This window comes from Candidatus Zixiibacteriota bacterium, from assembly GCA_040756055.1.
GTDB lineage: Bacteria > Zixibacteria > MSB-5A5 > GN15 > FEB-12.
In genome coordinates, this window is sequence record JBFLZR010000003.1 from 201259 (window position 1) to 220923 (window position 19665).

Consider the following 19665-nt stretch of genomic DNA (forward strand, 5'->3'; position numbering starts at 1 on the left):
ACATTTAACAGATCGGACAGACATTAGTTCACTGATTGTTGATCATCCATACCGCCAGCCCCGGTCGCGTGCCAACCGGGCGTTAGGTTTCCAGTCGGTCAGTTTGGCTGCCGGCTTGTCCTTGGGCGGCGGAGGTGTTGTCTTCTTCGTCGAAGCCATCGAGACCTTGGTTTCGGACTCTGGAGCTATGCTGTAGGAATCCTCGGCGGCGCGAATAATCTCCGCCATCAGACCCTCTTCGGCCACCTTCTCCGTGAAAGCCCGGCGACCGTTGACGAGATCGCGAAGATAGTAGTCTATCTGATCTTTTGAATAGTAATGTTCCGGCACATACTGGCTCAGGTCCGCGCCCTCCGCTGAGACAATCACCTCGGTTCCAAAAAGACTGGGGGCATACTGGTTGGTGCTGCGAAGGTCTCCGCGCTGGATAGCGGCCATGGTGTTTATGGGCACGCGTTCGGTTTTGCGCACCATCTTTTTGGCGCCGCTCTCGCTGAGCTCGATAATCTCGCCCATACCACCGGTGTTATACTGATAAAAAGAGACCTTGTCCGGATAATTGGAGACCAGTTCCATGACAATCCGGTAGAACAGGTTTACCTTGGCGGCTCGTGACCCGACAATAAACGGATCCGTCCCAACCGTGCGCACCGATTCTCCCGCCTTGGCCGGATTCGATGCGTAGCTGTGGCTCGACTCTCCCCACAGATAAGCCAGCACCGCCTGCATCGGCGTCAGACGTTGCGAGAACGACATAATCGTATTACGGCGGGTAATAAACGCAAACACCAAACCATCCAACTCGTCCAGAGGCGGAAGGTCGTACGAGGGATACCAGATGTCCTTCATCGCGAACGGTCCCCAGCCGCGCTTGATCTTGAGCTGCTTTTTCATCACCACCGCGCGGCCGTTACCGCACAGGTTTTCATCGAGAAAATCAGGCGCTCCTCTGGAGTCGATCATGACATTCTCATAAAGCGCGCTCTTGTGAACAAGGGAGTTGTACATCGCTTCCTGAAGTTTGGAGTCCACATCGGTTTTGACGAAGAAGTTGGCCTCGGAACCGAAAGCCGCGCCGTCGTTCTTCAGAAAACAGATATCATCCTGGCAAACCAGCGTCCGCTCGCCCTTGCTCCAGTCCAACCCGAGTTGGTGACATGACCAGGTGCTCTTACCCGTCGCGGAAAGCCCGAACAAAAACACTCCGTACTTCTTAAGCTTGTTAGTTTTCGGGTCCTTTATGATTACGACCTTCGTACCCGCGTGAAGCCCCAGCATTCCCAGTTTGTCGGCGCCGAACATGCCGTTGCGTAAAAATCCCTTTTTGTCCTCGCCCATATAATCCGAGCCAAGAACCATGGTGAGATTATAGTCGGGAAGGACAAGCGCCTGCTGGCGAATCTGATGTTCTTCGGGAATGTGTATCAGGGTGAACTCCGGCCCCGGGTCTTTCGTGATTGGCCCCATGGTGTGTCCCCACATATAAGCCAACCTGTGATTTTTTGGGTCGGCGATCGACATGTAAAGATTACACTTGGGATTGTACTCGGAATTCCGGCCCATCTGGCGACGAAGACGAACGAAAGGCATCGTCTCCATCAGGTGTAGCACCTTGTCCAGCTCGTCCGGCGCTTTGGATATGATCTGTTTCTTGCCGTCGGCAAGATGGTACTCGCGGACTTTCTCCGAGCCGAGCACGACCGTCTTTTCGGCGATACGGCTGGAAACCATCGAGCGCCAGCCCCAGGAACCGTAAGTGGTTTGCCTGCCGGTTGCGACCGCCGGCTCACGCAACTCCTCGAGAGTTACGTCCTTTATGTTTGGCCCGTTCAGGCGCCGCTGAAGGTCACGATAAAAACGGGCGTAAATTTCAGTTTGATATATTGAATCTGACATTTCGATTTATTCCTTGGGCAATATGTCATCATCTTTAAAAAAGAACGCAACTTCAGTCTTGGCCGTTGCACTGCTATCCGAACCGTGGACAACGTTCTTCTCCACAGAAGTGCCAAACTCGCGCCTAATGGTGCTATACTTGGCCTTGGCAGGGTCGGTAGCGCCCATCAATTCACGCCAGCGCTCAATAGAACCATGACCGCCCAGCACCATCACGACAATCGGGCCGGATGTCATGAACTCCACCAGCGATTTATAGAACGGCTTCGCCTCATGGACAGCATAAAACTGCTCAGCCTGAGCTTTACTCAGCTTGAGCACCCGCATGCCGCGAATAACCAGTCCGGCGCTTTCAATCTTGCTGATAATCTTACCCACCAGCTTACGTTTGACGCCGTCCGGCTTTATTATTCCGAGTGTGTTTGCCATGTCAACCTCCTAGCCAACCAATTCTTTGATTCGTGACTTCAGAGCTTCCGGCGGAATCGCGGCGATATTAACCTTGAACGCCTTGGCCACTCGGAATAACTGATGGAAATTACGTCTTTGCAGATCGACCTGATCCACCGACGAACCGAGCATATACGGATTGAAGAAAGGCTGTGTCTTAAACGGAGTCATGCCGGCTCCCGAAGCAAGACGATACTTGCCCTCGGTGACGTACTCCAGCGCCGATGCTTCGTCCAGCTTTTGAATGGCCGGGGAATTCGGCTCATAGCAAAGCATGGCTACCGCTTTAAGACGGCTGCGTTTCACATACCGTTCCGGTCCGCCGATCCACGACGGATCGACCAGCGCGCGGGAAACATCCGAACCCCAGTAGCAATAAGGTTCGCCAAGGTCCAGAGGACACTCGTCTTCAAGCGCCTTCATGTTGGTCCAATCGGCCCGGTTTGTCACCACGTTCTCGCACTTGCTCCGGTCGAAGATTCTCCCGTAACGCGGGAATTTCTCGGTGATATCGGTCTTCAGATAGAACTTTCGCTCCGGAGCGTCAGCCACCGCCTCGTTGCCCCGGTAACGAACGAACACCCAGTCGTTGGTCAAAAAGCGGGCTTTGTCGTCCTCTAAGAGACGGAAAAACGTCGAACCGCGCTTGAGTCCTTTCGGGCCTATCAGCGCCAGTCCCTTTCCGTTGTAATCGACACAGGCAGCCCGGATACCGTGAACATCGAGAAGTCTCTCGCTGGCCTGAGCCACCATGCCCAGCGCCCAACTGCGAACCTGACCGTAATAACTGGTGTTGAACAGAATGGCCGTCCGCATATCCGGGTTGTAGTAACCAAAAGGCGTTCTACCCGGGACACCATCGACAGCATAGATGATACCGTGCGGTTCGAGGTCCGACTCGAGCTGCGCCGGATACCAGTTCTCCACCCAGAAATCGTACAAGTGCGGTACATTGGTGCGAAGCTGAATAATTATGCCGTTGATATTCGCGTTCCACTCGAAATAGCGATCATAAGGCAGGGAAGCCTCCGCTTCCTGCACCAGGGCATCGCGTTCCTCGACGGAAACATCATATTTCGCTTCGACATTGGCGCGCGGGTGAGTCATGACATTCTGAAGAGCCACACGCTTGTACTTGGGCGACTCCTTAAGTTTTGCCATGGCTTCGATAATCCGGTCGGTGCCTTCTTCGATCTTATCCATCGAGGTAGCGTACGACAAACGAATATTGTCTTCCGCCCCGAAAGCGCTTCCCGGTACGATCGCCACAGCGGCTTCTTTTAGAAGGTAGTATGAGAGGCCGTAGGAATTACGAATCTTCATGCCGCCGTACTCCGTGTTGTAGTAGGCCGAAGTGTTGGGGAAGAGGTAGAACGCTCCTTTTGGCTCGAAACACGAAATATCCGGTATCCGTCTCAACTTACTGAGCATGTAATTGCGGCGTGCGCTGAACTCGGCCACCATCTGATTTATTTCGCTCTGATGGCCGCTCAGCGCCTCGGCGGCTGCCTTCTGTGCGATCGAATTCGGGTTTGATGTCGCATGCGACTGAATTATATCCATCGCGTTGATTATCTCTCGCGGTCCGGCGGCAAAACCAATGCGCCATCCGGTCATCGAATACGACTTCGAAACACCGTTGATAACAACAGTCTTCTCTTTGATTTTATCGCTCAAAGATGCGATCGAATGGAAACGGTATCCATCGTAAACAACCTTCTCGTAGATTTCATCCGCTACAATAAGCAGTCCTTCGGCGACCGCGACCTCGCACAGCTCCATAAGCTGGTCGCGAGTATAGGTAGCCCCGGTCGGGTTGGCCGGGTTGTTTATGATTACCGCTTTGGTATTGAAATTTATATTGGCCTTGAGCTCTTCGGGCGTCAGCCTGAATCCATTGTCCTCGCGGGTGGGGACAATGACCGGTTTGCCTTTTACCATCAAAACCTGCTGAGGATACGATACCCAATACGGAGCCGGAATGATTACTTCCTCGTCCTTGTTGAGAATAGCCATCATCAGGTTGTAAAGGCTGTGCTTGGCGCCGCACGATACGATAATCTCTTTCGGCTTATACTCCAGCCCGTGGTCTTCTTTCAAACGGGCGCGGATGGCTTCCTTAAGCTCCGGAATACCGTCATTGGGAGTATAGCCGGTAAAATTATCGTCAATCGCCTTCTTGCCGGCTTCTTTGATATCGGCCGGAGTAGGGAAGTCCGGTTCGCCGACAGAGAAGTCGATGACATCAATGCCCGACGCTTTCATGGCCTTGGCTTTGGCATTGATGCGGAGAGTAGGAGAGAGCTCTAAACGGCCTATCCTGTTGGAAATCATCTCTTATTCCTTATCCGGGCCGGTTTTCGTCTTGCGCGGTGATTCGCTCTTTTCCTCTGTTTGTTTGTCAGCCAGCTTCTTGATCCAGTCTTCCAGATCAAAACCCGACAGTGACTTTACTACCGTAGGCAACTGGCTCATCATGGTCGCCAGTTCGCCGGTAATCTTCGATGTGCCCAGCTTGCCGTCGTTGGACACCATAACGATCTTCTCTATCTTGGATATCGGGGCGGCCATCTCGCGGGCCAGATCAGGAAGCTTCTCGAACATCATTTGAAGCATCGCCGGCTGCGAATAAGAATTCCACGATTCAGCCTTCATGCGCAGAGCTTCAGCTTCGGCATGGCCGACCTTCTCGACAAGCTCAGCTTCAATCAGGCCCTGCACCCGCTTGGCTTCCGCCATGCCTTTGGCTTCGGCCTCAAGACGGTACTGCTCTGCCGCGGCAGGCTTGCGAACTTTCGCTTCAAGCTCCTGCTCGACACGGGCGATCTCTCTTTTTTCCAGCTCGATAGCCGCGTCTTTTTCAATCAGCTTAACCTTGGCTTCCTCGGCCTTCAGTTCCTGGTTGAGTTTGTGTCTTTCCAACTCATAGGCGAAATCGGCATCGGCTTTTTTGCGATTGAGTTCCTTTTGTAGGTCGGTTTTCTTCAGTTCAAAGTCCTGATTGGCCTTGGCGACCGCCGTGTCGGCGACCAACTTGGCAATGTCCCCTTCTTTCTTCGCTTCGGCCGACTTGATGATGGCGTCGCGAGCCGCTTCAGCCTCGGCGACTTCAGCGTCCCGGCGGGCCTGAACAATCCGCGGCTTACCGAGAGCTTCGAGGTAACCCGATGGATCGGTGATTTCTTTGAGGTTGTAAGACTGAAGTTTCAATCCCATGTTGGCGAAATAAGCGGATACATCCTCGAATATCTTGTTCGCGAAATCCTTGCGGCCCTTGTTGAGCGACTCCAGATTCATCGTACCTATCAACGCGCGAGTCGAACCTTCAAGAGTGCGAAGAGCTACATCGCGAATCTCCGATATCGGTCTTCCCAGAAATTGTTCGGCGGCCAGATGAATCGATGCTTCATCTCCGGCGATCTTTACCTCGGCCGTACCCTTAACAGTCGACCGGATACCGTTGGTTGCTATCGCATCCTCGACGACAAAAGACATGGGAATGATCTCGAGCGGCAGTATCTGAGCCTGCTCGATGAACGGCTTGACAAAAGTACCGCCGCCGATGCGGATCCGGTAACCTACTTCCTTAGTGGTGCCATCGGCCAGCGTTACCTGACGCTTCTTGCCACCGGAAATTATCAGCACCTCATTGGGACCGACTTTGCGGTAATTTTTCAGTACGATTATCAATACAGCCGCGATTACGACTACAACTGCGATTACTGTAATTATAAGGGGACTCACGATCACAATCTCCTCTGCAATGATTTCCGGACGGTAGCCTTCCGCCAAAATTTAGTGAAACTGAGAAAATAAGGACTCGCCCAAAATTGTCAACCGATATTTCTGACCAAGCTGTTTAAAATTAGCAGCTTAGCCAACTTATTAAAGATTTTTGCTTCCACTTTTGTATTGTTACAAAATCCAGCCGCTGCTATCCCTTCATCAGAACGGCAATTGCCGAAACATCAACAATATCGCCCGCCGAACAGCCGCGCGACAGGTCGTTGGCCGGTTTGGCCAATCCCTGGATAATCGGGCCTGTGGCCGTGGCTTTCGCCAGCCGCTGGGTCAGCTTGTACGCGATATTGCCCGCATCAAGGTCCGGGAAAATCAGCACATTGGCCTGACCGGCAATCTCACTGCCCGGAGCCTTACTCTTAGCGACTTCAGGCACGATAGCGGCGTCAACCTGAAGCTCACCGTCAACCTTCAACTCCGGATGTTCTTTCTTGAGAATCTCCAGAGCTGTTGTCACCTTCGTGACATCCGAATGCTGCGCCGACCCCTTGGTCGAGAACGATAGCATAGCGATCTTGGGCTCCATACCCAGTAGATTGCGCATCGACTCGGCTGTCGAAACGGCGATTGACGCCAGTTGTTCGGCTGTCGGGTTCGGAACCACCGCGCCATCGGCATAAAAGAATATCTTGTCCTTCTCACCGCGGTATTCCGGAACCGTCATCATAAAGAAACTGGAAACCGTGCTGATACCCGGCTTAAGGCCTATTACCTGTATTCCCGCTCTGAGAACATCACCGGTAGTGTTTACCGCGCCGGCCACCGAAGCGTCGACCTTGTCGTGCCTGACCATCATCGCCCCGAAATAGAGTGTGTTGGCCAAAGTCGCGCGGGCTTCTTGCGCCGAGACTTTGCGTTTCTTGCGCAGCTCCACAAAATCGGCAACATAGGTTTCAAAATCCGGTGATTCGACAGGATTGATGACTTCCACGGTGGCAAGATCCAACCCGTGCTCTTTGGCCAGCCCGGCGATCACTTTCGTGTCACCAAGAATCGTGACCTTGGCGATTTTCTCGGCCACGATTACTCTGGCCGCCTGTATCGTCCTTGGCTCTGTCCCTTCCGGAAGCACCACCCGACGATTCTTTTCTCTGGCTTTGTCCTTTATAATAGATAAGGCGTTCATGAACTGCTCCAGTTGTTTATATTATCAACATCGCGTTGTGCGTTAGTTTGCGACATACTCTTCTTTGAATTCAGGATCACTCAAATAAGCCTCGATAAACTGGTCAATATCACCATCCATAACCGCTTGGACGTTCGATGTCTCCGACGAAGTCCGGTGGTCTTTGACCATATTGTAGGGATGAAAAACATATGACCGAATCTGCGAACCCCACTCGATCTTCTTTTTCGCCTTTTCGAACTTATCCATCTTCTTGGCGTCTTCCTCTCTCTTCAACTGGTAGAGGCGAGCCTTGAGCACGCTGAAAGCGGCATCCTTGTTCTTGTGCTGGCTGCGTTCGGTCTGGCAGGTAACCACAATACCGGTAGGAAAGTGGGTGATGCGAATGGCCGATGAGGTCTTGTTGACATGCTGCCCGCCCGCTCCGGAGGCGCGATACGTGTCCACCCGTATATCTTCTTCCTTGATTTCAATTTCAACACTGTCCTCGACAACCGGATAGACATGCACGGATACGAAGGAAGTATGCCGCCGCGAGTTGGCGTCGAAAGGCGATATCCTGACCAGCCGATGTACCCCTGATTCGGCTTTCAAAAATCCGTAGGCGAACTCGCCCTTGATTTTTAGCATCGCCGATTTCAATCCGGCTTCCTCGCCCGGCTGGTAATCCATCAACTCCGCCGTAAAATCTTTACGTTCCGCCCACCGGTTGTACATCCGAAACAGCATATCAGCCCAGTCCTGCGACTCCGTGCCGCCCGCTCCCGGATGAATGGTTAAAATAGCGTCGCGGTAGTCATCGGGGCCGGACAGCAGGGAAGAGAACTCGAATTTCTCGATTTCCGACTGCACGTCCGCAAACGCCTCGATTACATCACGAGCATCAGCGGAATTGTCAACCAGGTCCGGCATCTCCAACAACTCTTCAACGGCAGCCAGATCAGACGCCAGCTTGGCATGGGCCTCGACCCATTTCTTGTGAGTGGAAATCTCTTTAAGCACGGCCTGGGCGGCCTGATTATCATCCCAGAATCCGGGGGAAGCGCTCCGGGCCTCCAACTTCGCTATTTTGTCGGTTCGCGTCGGAAGGTCAAAGATACCTCGCTAGTTTTTCGAGTTTTTCTTTGAGTTCCGTGAGTTGGCTCTTGGCTTCGGTAAGGTTCATAATCTCCTTTGTCTCCGGTTAAAAAAATTAAGCCTAAATATATGTCAGCACCCATTGCAGGTCAACGACAATCGGGCTGATAATGTGATTTTTTTCACAATTTGAACTCGCCCGGCAACTTTCAAAAACTGTTGACTTTAACCCCGGGCCACCTATTTTGACGACATACTATGACCTTGAAAACACTTGTGGTTGGCCCATTTCAGGTAAACTGTTACCTCTGGTGGCATGAAACCTCGGGCGATGGTGTGATTATCGATCCGGGGGCAGAACATTCCCTTATTATCAGCCAGATCCAAAAGGCCGATTTCTCGCCAAAGGCCATTTTGCTCACCCACGGTCACGGCGACCATATAGCCGCCGTTGCCGATGTGAAGAGCCACTTCGATATCCCGCTCTTTGTTGGGCGAGGGGAAGAGAAGCTTCTGGCCAATCCATCCGCCAATGTCTCAGCGCTTTTCGACCAACCTATCGTGGCGCCACCGCCGGATAGTCTACTTGACGACGAGCAGCTGGTGACTTTCGGCAGCGTAAAACTCAAGGTCCTCAAAACCCCCGGTCACTCTCCGGGCGGTGTGTGTTATCTCGACGAGTCCGCCGGTTACTTGTTCTGCGGCGACACCCTGTTTTACGGTTCAATCGGACGCACCGATTTCCCCGGCTGCTCCCACGAGACGCTGATTAAATCTATTAACGATAAAATCCTGAAACTACCGGACGACATTGTTTGTTATCCGGGACACGGCCCTCACACAACCGTGGGTGCCGAACGAAACAACAACCCTTTTTTGACTGGACGCTATTTTGTCTGACCTGAATAAGATTCAACCGATTCACATTCAGGGGGCGATGGACTACCACGTTCACTGTGATTATTCGATCGATGCCGAAGGCACGATCGATGAATTCTGCGAGGCCGCCATCAAGCGCAACCTCGCTGAAATCTGTTTCACCACCCATTACGACGCCAATCCTAACAGTGATGGCAACGTGGAGTATATCGTCGTGAAAGGACAGAAGCGACCTGTCAGTCCAGACAGCCTGGCTTATTATGTCGATGATGTCCGCCGCGCCGCCGAAGAATTTTACGCCAGGGGCCTGTCAGTTAAGCTGGGTGTCGAAATTGGCTGGTTTAAGGGTTGCGAGGAAATCGTCCAGCGTTTAAAAGAGCGCTTCAACTTCGACTACGTTCTGTGCGGTATCCACGAAATCGAAGATATCTGTTTCTGCTGCAGCCACAGCTACGAGAAATGCTTCAGGCGTTATCAGCCCGAACAGGTAGCCGAGAAGTATTTCGAAGATGTGATTCTGGCGGCCAAAAGCGGGCTGTTCGATTCCATAGCCCACCTGGTTTATTACCTGCGCTCAGGGCAGGACTACTACGGCGATAAGATCCTGCGGGTGCACGAACCATTCCTCGAAGATACCTTCAAAGCGCTTATAGCGAGCGACACTGGAATTGAGATCAACACTTCCGGAATCCGTCACGGATTCAAAGAGTACTATCCCCGGATGAATGTCATCAACGCCGCCAAAAAGGCCGGGGTTGAAGTTAATTTCCTCGGGTCCGACGCTCACAAGCCGGAGCAGATTGGGTATGATTTCGAGGCTGCTTTGGCGTTGGTTCCCGATTCGATTCGGGGTTGCGAGGACTGAGGTTAAACGCCATCAGGGCGAGATCCTCATGGTTGCCAGAAAATCCAAAAAACTGCCGCGTTTATTTTATAACCGGCCGACTCTCGAGGTCGCCCGTGACTTGCTCGGAAAAGTCATCGTTTATAATTCCTCCGAAGGCCGACTTTCGGCAAGAATTGTCGAGGTAGAAGCCTACATAGGCCAGGACGATCCTGCCTGCCACGCCGCTCGTGGAAAAACCAAAAGAAATGCCGTGATGTTTGGGGAACCCGGACACACTTATGTCTATTTCATATACGGTATGTATTATTGCCTCAACTTTGTGACTGAACCGGAAAACCAGGCAGCAGCTGTTTTAATTCGCGCGGCCGAGCCTCTTGAGGGAATCGAGATCATGGAACAGAATTCTCCTCGAAGCACCGAGCAACTCCTGCTGTCCGGCCCGGGAAAATTCTGCCGGTCGTTCGGACTGACCCGCGAGCACAACGGCCTCGATCTTACGGGAGATATTATCTACATCGAAGATCATCCGGACAGACCTGCGAGAATCGTCACCACACCGCGCATTGGTATCAATAACGCCCGCGATAAAAAGTGGCGCTTCTGCGATGCTTCGTCGCCGGCGCTCTCAAGAAAATGAAAACAAAAAATATCACCATACAGAGGTGTTCAAAGATGCCCAGGAAAACAACTACCACTAAAACCAGAAAAACGGCTCGGCCAACCGAACACAGCAAGAGCGTCGTTTCCGTGAAAAACACCATGATACCGATTTCGGTGTTTGGCAACGTCCTCAAGCAGTTCGAAGCGGCCGCCCAAAAGCTCCACCTGGATCCGTCCCTGAAGGAATTCATGAAGATACCCCGGCGGAGCACCATAGTAAATCTGCCGGTGCGCATGGACGATGGTACCTACAAAATGTTCACCGGCTACCGCGTTCAGCACTCAATAGCGAGGGGACCGGCCAAAGGCGGCATCAGGTATCATCCTGATGTTACCCTCGATGAAGTCCAGGCTCTTGCCGCCTGGATGACCTGGAAAAGCGCTGTCGTAAACATTCCCTTCGGCGGCGGCAAAGGCGGGATTGTCTGTGACCCGCAAAAACTCTCCGAGGGAGAACTCGAAAGACTCACTCGCCGCTATGTGGCTGACCTGATGAAGATATTTGGCCCCGATGATGACATTCCGGCTCCCGATGTCGGCACCGGTCCGAGAGTGATGGCCTGGTTCATGGATACCTATTCCATGCGTGAAAACCACTCCGTGCCTGCTTCCGTTACCGGCAAGCCCACGGTGTTGGGCGGCTCGCTCGGACGCACTGAGGCCACCGGCCGCGGTGTTATGCTCACTACCCGCGAGGCCGCAAAGCACTTGAAACTCGATCTCTCCAGGGCTACGGCCTCCGTACAGGGTTTCGGAAATGTCGGCTCTATCTCAGCCAAACTGCTTCACGAACACGGTGTGAAGTTTCTTTACGTTTCCGATGTAACCGGCGCGATTCACAATCCTGATGGTATCGATATTCCGGAAATGATTGCTTATGCGGCAAAGAAAAGGAGCATCCTTGGTTTTCCGGGAACCAAAAAGATCGATCCGGCAGAAGTTCTCAGCGCCAAAGTTGATATTCTCATCCCGGCAGCGCTCGAAAATCAAATAACCGCAGCCAACGCTCAGAAGGTCAACGCCCGGATCGTAGCCGAAGGCGCCAACGGTCCGGTCACGCCCGAGGCAGACGCCATTTTGGAGAAAAAGAAAATAATGGTCATACCCGACATACTCTGCAACGCCGGCGGTGTGACGGTTTCATATTTCGAATGGGTCCAGAATCGCATCGGCTACTCGTGGACGGAGGAAGAAGTCAACCGAAGGCTCGAAGAGAAAATGGTTGCGGCTTTCAAGGATGTGCTCACGATCTCACTCGAGCACAAGACCAGCCTAAGAATCGCGGCCTTTATGCTGGCTATCACCCGGGTTGCCGAGGTCATTCAACTGCGCGGTATCTACGCATAGATACACAGAGGAAAAAGACCAAAACACGCTACGGCCCGCCGACTGCGGGCCGTGTTCTTTTTCGATTTATTTGTTGTCAATGAGCGTATAATTGATAACATTATCGCAAACCAACACGACGGGAGAGACCCATGTTCAGCCAGGAATTCCTTCAACGTGCAATCATAGCGTTGCCGGCTATTCTGTTTGCACTCACCGTGCACGAGTTCTTTCACGCTTATCTTGCACTGAAATTCGGTGACCCCACCGCGCGCGATCAGGGAAGACTCACGCTGAACCCGCTTGCGCATTTGGACCTGATGGGAACGCTCATGATGTTTCTCTCGCAGTTTCGATTCGGCTGGGCCAAGCCGGTACCGGTGAATCCCTACAACCTGAGAAACCCCCGCGTCGCCGACTTCTGGATTTCCGCCGCCGGGCCGCTTTCGAACCTCGGCTTGGGATTCGTATTCGGGATGCTGTTTCGACTTGCCGCTACCACGCAAGTTCAGCTACCGGAACCGCTCTATATGTTCCTTTACTTCTCAGTTATGATCAATGTATCGCTGGCCTTTTTCAATCTTATTCCGATTTTTCCGCTCGATGGTTCGCATATTCTCAGAAGTGTATTGCCTCCCAGCTATGAGCCTACGCTCGATCAGTTCGACCGCATTGGCCCCATCCTGCTTCTTGTCCTGATCGTGGTGGGGGGCTTCTGGATAATTTTGGGACCGTTCATTAGTTTTTTTGTGTACCTGTTCGCGGGGGTGAGGGTTGGCTAAAATGCGAGCGCAATTCTGTCGGTCGGAAGTGATCGCACTTATGCTGCTAACGGTCGGTTGCGGGGGACCGCAAAAGGGACTGTTGGTTGGTGATGAAGCCGAGTGGCAGGGAAACGTCCAGGTAGAAGCATATCTCTTCGATGCCAGGTTGCGTCGCGATAACAAACCAACCTCCGTTCGTCTCGAATTTTTTCACACCGACTCGGTAATTGCCGTCGCCGGCAGGGGATACTTCGGCAAGGGAGCTCTCAAGGGGAGGCTGACCCCTGACTCGCTGGAGATATATTTTCCGACCACCGATGAGTACGTCAGAGAAGCCACCTCAGACCTTATGGCTTCCTTCGATTGCGCGGGTAATATCAAGTCGTTTGATATCATGGCCTTGTTTACAGACCTTCCCGAAAGAGTCCTGAAAGGATCCGGGACCTATATTGCAGCCGATACCACTGATAACCAGCACCCCGTTTACAAGATTACGACCCCCGGTTGCCCCTGGGAGATCGAACTGACCTATGCCCGCCAGCGCAAAGGCTGGCGAATTAAGTCTTTCAGCTTCTCCGATGGGGGCGATGTAACGCTGAAGGGGGACAGGCGCGAGTACAAAAGAGACGCTACTGTCAAAGCCGTCAAATTCTTCGTTCCCATACGCGAAAGCTCCATCCGCATAATCCCCTAATTTTCTTCAACTTATACGAGTTGACATGCCGGGTAAAATGTCAGATATTATTTGTTTGTGCTTTAAATAGGAGCGTTTTCTGAGCCTTTACAGTCGTACCTTCTCGGTTCTAAAGCCGTATTGGAAGCAGTTGGTGACTGCCTCGCTATCGGCGGCTGTTCACGCGATTTTGTCCGGCGTGATGGTCTGGATGTTCGGTCCGCTGCTTATGACCCTCTTTCAGATCCAGACAATTCCGGGCCTGGAGGGCATCGCCGCGCCCGTTCAGCAGCAGACTGTGACAACCGAACAGACCGTCGCCGATGACCAGGGATTCTTTGCCTCAATTACCGCTTCAATCAACTCGGCCAAAGAGTCCATGAAGGGTTGGGTCGATTCACTGGTCGAAGCAGACACCAGGCAAAACCAGTTGATACGCTTCTGCTGGGTTATCTTCTTCGTCGTTTTAGCCCGCAACATATTTTTATATCTTCAGGGCTTTTTCATGGCCTACGTGCAGCAATCGGTCGTGAGATCATTTCGCGACCGCCTGTTCGACAAATATCAACGCCTCTCGCTGGACTATTTTCACAGTCGAAGAACCGGCCAGATAATCTCGCGGGTGACCAACGATGTCATGGTGCTCAATGAGGCGGTCGATATCGGTTTCAATCGTCTGGTTACCGACTCAATCATGGTATTGGTCTATTTCGCCTTCCTGGTCATTCTTTCGTGGAAACTCACGCTGCTGGCGATGGTGATTCTTCCGGTAGTATTCGGCTTCATCTGGTTCGTCGGCAAGAAACTGCGCAAGTACTCCGAGCGCTCTCAAGAGAGGATGTCCGATGTTAACGCGGTGTTGGAAGAATCAGTCAACAATATCCGCATCGTTAAAGCCTTTTCGATGGAGAAGTTCGAGAGCGAGAAATTCTTCAAAGCCACCTACAACTATTTCCGCGCGCTGCTGCGCATGACGCGTATCAGGCATCTGGCTGCCCCGATAAATGACATGCTCGCCACTATCGCCGGTATCATCATTCTGCTCTATGCCGGAAGCAGAATAATAAGCGGCACGGGGGATCTCGACGCCGGCGACTTTATGACTTTCATCCTCGCCATGTTCGCCATGATCAAACCGGTCAAATCGCTCAGCCAGATTCATATCAAACTGCAGGAGGGCATGGCGGCCGCCGAACGCGTCTTCAAGGTCATCGATGCCAACGAAAAAGTCAAAGATATCCCCAACGCCCACGTTATCGAGCGTTTTAACGATAATATCGTCTATGACAAGGTGACCTTCAGCTACAACGGCACCGATACAGTTCTCAAGGATATTTCCTTCGAAGTCAAACTGGGCGAGGTAGTAGCCTTCGTGGGCCCATCAGGGGGCGGCAAGTCCACCCTGTTGGATCTCCTGCCGCGATTTTACGACCCTCAGAACGGACGGATCCTCGTCGATGGCCACGATATCAAGACAGTCTCGCTGCAGTCGCTGCGCTCGCTTCTGGGAATCGTCACCCAGGAAACGTATCTGTTCAACGATACTGTCTTCAACAATATCGCCTACGGACTAAATGGCGTTTCCCAGGAGAGAGTCATCGAAACCGCTCGGATGGCCAACGCTCACGACTTCATCGAGCACCTCGAATCCGGCTACGATACATTGGTCGGCAACAGGGGCGTTAAATTGTCCGGCGGCCAGCGTCAACGACTCGCCATCGCGAGAGCGCTTCTCAAAAATCCCCAGATTCTCATTTTTGATGAAGCCACTTCGGCGCTGGATACCGAAGCTGAAGTTCTGGTGCAGGAGGCTATAGACCGGCTCATGAAAAACCGCACGACTCTCGTCATAGCCCACCGCTTATCGACTATCAAACACGCCAACCGCATCCTCGTTGTTGATGGCGGACGTATCGTTGAAAGCGGCTCGCACGAAGAACTTATCAAAATCAACGGTCTCTATCACCGCCTGTACTCCATGCAGTTTCGGGATATGTGATGAATATCGCCTTTCTCAACTCGATTGCGAAAGATACCTACGGCGGCATGGAAGAGTGGATTCGGCTGGTGTCGGCCGGTCTTGAAGCGCTCGGACACCGGGTGACCCTGATAGGAAGACCCGGTTCAAAGTATCTCCGGAGAATCAGCAAGGGCCATCCAGACACAGACATCGTCGAACTTGACATTTCCGGCGATTTCAATCCTTTTACCATATCCAGACTACGGAAATTTCTGCGTGATAAGAAAATCGAAATCCTGCTGGTAAACTTCAACAAGGATGTTCGACTGGGGGGAATCGCCGCGCGATTGAACGGTGATGTCAAAGTCGTATGGTCGGTAGGAATCAATATTGCCGAAAACGGTTTTGTCCACCGCATATTGACTCCGAGGCTGGTTGACAAAATCATTGTGCCTTCCGAATCTCTGAAGCGGGAAATAGCATCGTGCAAACATATAGATGTCGGCAGCATCGAGGTGATTCCCATCGGCATTGGTGACAATTCGTCGGTTCAGCCGAGGGATAAAGCGCGCCGCCGCCTCAGAAAAACTTATGGTCTGCCTGATGACGCCACCGTTGCCGTAACTGTCGGAAGATTCGTTTACCAGAAGGGACATGAGTATCTGGTTGACGCCGCCGTTGAAATCACACGTCGTTTTCCGGATTTGTATTTCCTGCTGCTCGGCGACGGTCCCGGTGAGAAAAAACTCAGGACGCACATTGAAAAATTGGGCCTGACCGATCGCTTTATTTTTGCGGGGATGGTTGATGATGTCGACCGAGAACTTGCCGGGTGTGACCTGATGATCCACCCATCCAAGGAAGAACCATTCGGAATCGCCCTTCTGGAAGGGATGCGAATGGGACTGCCGATTATTGCCAGTCGCGTCGGCGGGATTCCGGAGGTGGTTTCCGATGAGGAGTCGGCGCTGCTTTTCGAGCCGTGCAGCCCCTGGGCCATTGCTGAGGCGGCCTCGGAGGTTCTCGCAGACAGAGACCGCATGAAAAGGATGGGGGAGGCCGGGCGACTGCGATGGCGGGAGAAGTTCAGCTACGAAAAGATGATAAGACGGGTCAGTCGCTGTCTTACGGAATTGTCGGGGGCACTCCGATCATCGACCCTCGCCGACAGTGGCGACGAATCCGCAGCGAAAAACATGCTGAGTACTTAAATGAATATTCTATTTTTCGATTCTATCGATAAAGATATCTTTGGAGGTCTGGAAAACTGGATCGGCATGGTAGCCAGTCGTTTTGTTCAGAAGGGACACGACATAACCGTGGCCGGCCGTCCCAATTCCGAGTTTCTGCGGCGTATCGCCGCTCTCGACCCCAACATCAAAGTCCTGCCCGTTCGTATCTCGGGTGATTTTGACCCGTTTGTGATACAGAAGATCAAGCGATACCTCAAACAACAAGCGATTGACATCGTCTTCGTGAACTTCAATAAAGATATTCGCCTGGCGGGCCTGGCCGCGACGCTCTATGGCAAAGCAAAGGTCATCTGGAGAGTCGGACTCAATATCACTAAAGACAGCCTCGTTCACAAAATGCTGACCCCGAGGCTCATTGATGGTGTCATCACGCCCTCACATTCGCTCAAAAAAGAAATCACGGCATTGGGTTATATAACCAACGACATAGTCGAGGTCATACATAACGGTACCCTCGTGAAAAACTTTCCTCGCCCCGACCAGGAGGCCCGCGCCGAACTTCGCCGGAAGTACAATCTACCCGGAAACAGCATAATAGCCGTGACCGTTGGAAGATTCGTCAACCACAAGGGACACGCGTATCTCATCGAGGCAGCTCCCGAAATCGTCAAGAAACACCCGGATGTGAGATTTCTGTTTTTGGGCGACGGCTATATGCAGGCGGATCACGAAAAACGGATTGCCGAATTGGGGCTGGAACAGCATTTTGTTTTTGCCGGCATGCTCGACAACCTTGACCTCGAACTCGGCGGCGCCGATTTCGTTGTCCACCCGTCAATCATCGAGCCGTTCTCAAACGCTGTCCTCGAATGCATGCGGGCCGGGCTGCCGACTGTCGCCACCCGCGTCGGAGGCACCGAGGAGGCGCTCATCGATGGCGAAACCTCGATCATGGTCGACCCGGCAAACTCCGAACAGTTGTCGTCAGCCATCATCAAAATGCTCGACTCCCCGCCGTTGATGCTGGCGATGGGGAAGGCGTCGCAAAAAAGGTGGCGCGAACAGTTTACAATTGATATTATGCTGGACAAGGTGGAAAAATATTTGTCCCGTTTCACTACAAGAGCATAGGAAAATGAATCGACTCAAGCCACTGGAACACTGGTTCAAAGACTTCTTCTTCAACGTTTTTAAGCGCTTTCTGAAGAAGGGGCAGGCCGATTTTACGCCTCTTGACGGCGCCAAAATCAAAAAAGTGCTCTTTCTGCGCCCGGAGAAGATTGGCGATATGGTCATATCGTTTCCGGTGTTCGATGGACTCAAGAAGAATTTCCCGCATATAAAAATCGCCATCCTGGGCTCCCCGACCAACTACGCCATTATCAAGGATGACCCCCGCTTCGACACCATTTATATCTATAAGAAAAAACCGATACACGATATCAAGACCCTCATGGCTATGCGTCGCGGCGGCTACGATTGTGTCGTCGATATGATCGGCAACGACTCGGTCACGGCTCTTTTCCTCTCGCAGCTCTGCGCCCCCGGCAAACCAAGAATCGGCGTTGGGAAAGTGAAATTTCGCGAATACTACGATTTCAACTACGACCACCGCCTCGGCAACACCGGTCACATTATCGAAAACACGCTAAAGCTGCTGAACGCTTTCGATATCAATAGCGAGAAAGTGCCGTGCTACGCCGAACCGTATATCGACGAATCCATCAACGAGATGGCGAAGTCCTATATAAAAACCGTCACCAACGGTGATCACGGTCTGCTGAAAGTGGGCTACAACCTCTCCGCCGGCTCTCCCACGAGAGTCTGGGCCGAGGAAAAGTCCGCCGCCCTGCTGAAAAAGCTGCTGACGCACAACTGCGGCTGCCACGTCATTCTATTCACTGTCCCGTGGGAGCGCAAGCGAGCCCTCAGGCTGCAGCAGCAGGTTGGCGGCAGTATCGATATCGTACCGGATAGATTGAACCTGACCGAGGCCGCGGCCATAATTCGCCATCTCGATGTCTTCATCTCGCCCGACACTTCGCTCGTCCACATTGCCCGGTCGCTCAAAGTTCCGGTCGTGGGCCTCTACAGCCGCTATATGAAGAATTTCCTGCTCTGGAGACCATACGGTCAGCAGACGGGCGCGGTTGTTTCCGGCTGCGATGGAAATATATTTGATATCACGGTCGATCAGGTGTACGATACCTTTGTCGATGTCGTCAAACAGCAAAACCTGGGGAAACAATGAGTCCGCTTTCTGTGGTCATAATCTCCAAAAACGAGGAGCGCAACATCGCTCGCTGCCTCGCGTCGGTAAGCTGGGCCGATGAGATTATTCTGATCGACAGCCAATCCCAGGATGAAACCGTGAATATCGCCCAGCAATACAAAGCAAAGGTCTATTCCCCCGAATGGAAAGGATACGGTGCCGCCAAGAAAGAAGGCGTCAAGAGAGCATCTTCGGATTGGATACTGTCTATCGATGCCGACGAGGAGGTTTCGCCTCAATTGCGCGATGAAATCAGAGAAGTCTTAAGCAGTGACGGCGCCGGATCGGGATACTATCTCAAGCGCAAGACACTCTTTCTCGGACGGTGGATCAAACACTGCGGATGGTACCCTGATTACGTCTTGAGGTTATTTCGGAAATCCAGGGGGGATTTCGATGGAGCCTTCGTTCACGAGAAAGTCGTCGTCGAGGGTGAGATTGGCCACTTGAATAATGAGCTGCTTCACTATAGCTATCCGACGCTCGAAGAGTATTTCCGGAAATTCGACTGGTACACCAGCCTCGGGGCCAGGGAGACCGTCCGCAAAGGAACTTCAGCGGGATGGTTCGACATCGTGGTAAAACCGCCACTCGCCTTTGTGAGCCGCTACGTGCTTCGCCAGGGGTTTCGTGACGGTCTGGAGGGTTTTTTGATCTCGGTGTTGTCGGCGCTGGCGGTCATGGTCAAGTATGCCAAGGCCCGCGAAATATACAGAAAAAAGGAAACGGTAGAATAACCAT

At 52.5% G+C, this 19665-nt stretch carries 17 protein-coding genes; 11 read left to right on the forward strand and 6 right to left on the reverse strand.

Going from position 1 to position 19665, the window contains the following annotated elements:
• Nucleotides 1-42: 42 nt before the first annotated feature.
• The 6 genes from AB1483_07375 to prfB form a co-directional block, all read right to left on the reverse strand.
• The gene (locus AB1483_07375) at nucleotides 43-1896 is read right to left on the reverse strand and encodes a phosphoenolpyruvate carboxykinase (ATP) (protein ID MEW6412279.1); all 1854 of its coding nucleotides are present in this window, start codon (nucleotides 1894-1896) and stop codon (nucleotides 43-45) included.
• Between the two features lie 6 nt (nucleotides 1897-1902).
• On the reverse strand, nucleotides 1903-2325 hold the full coding sequence (ndk, locus tag AB1483_07380) for a nucleoside-diphosphate kinase (protein ID MEW6412280.1): 423 nt from the start codon (nucleotides 2323-2325) through the stop codon (nucleotides 1903-1905).
• Between the two features lie 9 nt (nucleotides 2326-2334).
• Nucleotides 2335-4680: a pyridoxal phosphate-dependent aminotransferase gene (locus AB1483_07385; GenBank protein ID MEW6412281.1), complete on the reverse strand. Its 2346-nt coding sequence runs from the start codon at nucleotides 4678-4680 to the stop codon at nucleotides 2335-2337.
• Between the two features lie 3 nt (nucleotides 4681-4683).
• On the reverse strand, nucleotides 4684-6090 hold the full coding sequence (locus tag AB1483_07390) for an SPFH domain-containing protein (GenBank protein MEW6412282.1): 1407 nt from the start codon (nucleotides 6088-6090) through the stop codon (nucleotides 4684-4686).
• Nucleotides 6091-6280: 190 nt separating this feature from the next.
• Nucleotides 6281-7273 (reverse strand): phosphate acetyltransferase, encoded by a 993-nt coding sequence (gene pta / locus AB1483_07395; GenBank protein ID MEW6412283.1) that lies wholly within the window; start codon nucleotides 7271-7273, stop codon nucleotides 6281-6283.
• Between the two features lie 42 nt (nucleotides 7274-7315).
• Nucleotides 7316-8438 (reverse strand): peptide chain release factor 2 gene (gene prfB / locus AB1483_07400; protein ID MEW6412284.1). Its coding sequence is split into 2 segments (ribosomal slippage): nucleotides 7316-8377 and nucleotides 8379-8438, totalling 1122 coding nucleotides; the frame shifts between segments, so codons are not numbered across the junction.
• A gap of 170 nt (nucleotides 8439-8608) precedes the next feature.
• Between prfB and AB1483_07405 the strand changes: the two genes are divergently transcribed.
• The 11 genes from AB1483_07405 to AB1483_07455 all read left to right on the forward strand — a co-directional run bounded on the left by AB1483_07405 (nucleotide 8609) and on the right by AB1483_07455 (nucleotide 19661).
• Nucleotides 8609-9250, forward strand: a complete 642-nt coding sequence (locus AB1483_07405; GenBank protein ID MEW6412285.1) for an MBL fold metallo-hydrolase — start codon at nucleotides 8609-8611, stop codon at nucleotides 9248-9250.
• Entirely contained in the window at nucleotides 9243-10094 is an 852-nt protein-coding gene (locus AB1483_07410; GenBank protein ID MEW6412286.1) for a histidinol-phosphatase HisJ family protein, read from the forward strand. The genes AB1483_07405 and AB1483_07410 overlap by 8 nt, the downstream gene beginning before the upstream one ends.
• Before the next feature lie 28 nt (nucleotides 10095-10122).
• Nucleotides 10123-10713 carry a DNA-3-methyladenine glycosylase gene (locus tag AB1483_07415; GenBank protein MEW6412287.1) on the forward strand — a complete coding sequence of 197 codons (591 nt, stop codon included), beginning with the start codon at nucleotides 10123-10125 and terminating at the stop codon, nucleotides 10711-10713.
• Nucleotides 10714-10748: 35 nt separating this feature from the next.
• Nucleotides 10749-12083 (forward strand): Glu/Leu/Phe/Val dehydrogenase, encoded by a 1335-nt coding sequence (locus AB1483_07420; GenBank protein ID MEW6412288.1) that lies wholly within the window; start codon nucleotides 10749-10751, stop codon nucleotides 12081-12083.
• Between the two features lie 131 nt (nucleotides 12084-12214).
• Nucleotides 12215-12844 carry a site-2 protease family protein gene (locus AB1483_07425; protein ID MEW6412289.1) on the forward strand — a complete coding sequence of 210 codons (630 nt, stop codon included), beginning with the start codon at nucleotides 12215-12217 and terminating at the stop codon, nucleotides 12842-12844.
• A gap of 40 nt (nucleotides 12845-12884) precedes the next feature.
• Nucleotides 12885-13520 (forward strand): hypothetical protein, encoded by a 636-nt coding sequence (locus AB1483_07430; GenBank protein ID MEW6412290.1) that lies wholly within the window; start codon nucleotides 12885-12887, stop codon nucleotides 13518-13520.
• 133 nt (nucleotides 13521-13653) lie between these two features.
• A complete protein-coding gene (locus tag AB1483_07435; protein ID MEW6412291.1) occupies nucleotides 13654-15498 on the forward strand; it encodes an ABC transporter ATP-binding protein in 1845 nt (614 codons plus the stop codon).
• The gene (locus AB1483_07440) at nucleotides 15498-16670 is read left to right on the forward strand and encodes a glycosyltransferase family 4 protein (protein ID MEW6412292.1); all 1173 of its coding nucleotides are present in this window, start codon (nucleotides 15498-15500) and stop codon (nucleotides 16668-16670) included. The genes AB1483_07435 and AB1483_07440 overlap by 1 nt, the downstream gene beginning before the upstream one ends.
• Nucleotides 16671-17783 (forward strand): glycosyltransferase family 4 protein, encoded by a 1113-nt coding sequence (locus tag AB1483_07445; GenBank protein MEW6412293.1) that lies wholly within the window; start codon nucleotides 16671-16673, stop codon nucleotides 17781-17783.
• A gap of 4 nt (nucleotides 17784-17787) precedes the next feature.
• Entirely contained in the window at nucleotides 17788-18903 is a 1116-nt protein-coding gene (locus AB1483_07450) for a glycosyltransferase family 9 protein (GenBank protein ID MEW6412294.1), read from the forward strand.
• Nucleotides 18900-19661 (forward strand): glycosyltransferase family 2 protein, encoded by a 762-nt coding sequence (locus AB1483_07455; protein ID MEW6412295.1) that lies wholly within the window; start codon nucleotides 18900-18902, stop codon nucleotides 19659-19661. The genes AB1483_07450 and AB1483_07455 overlap by 4 nt, the downstream gene beginning before the upstream one ends.
• Nucleotides 19662-19665 lie beyond the last annotated feature (4 nt).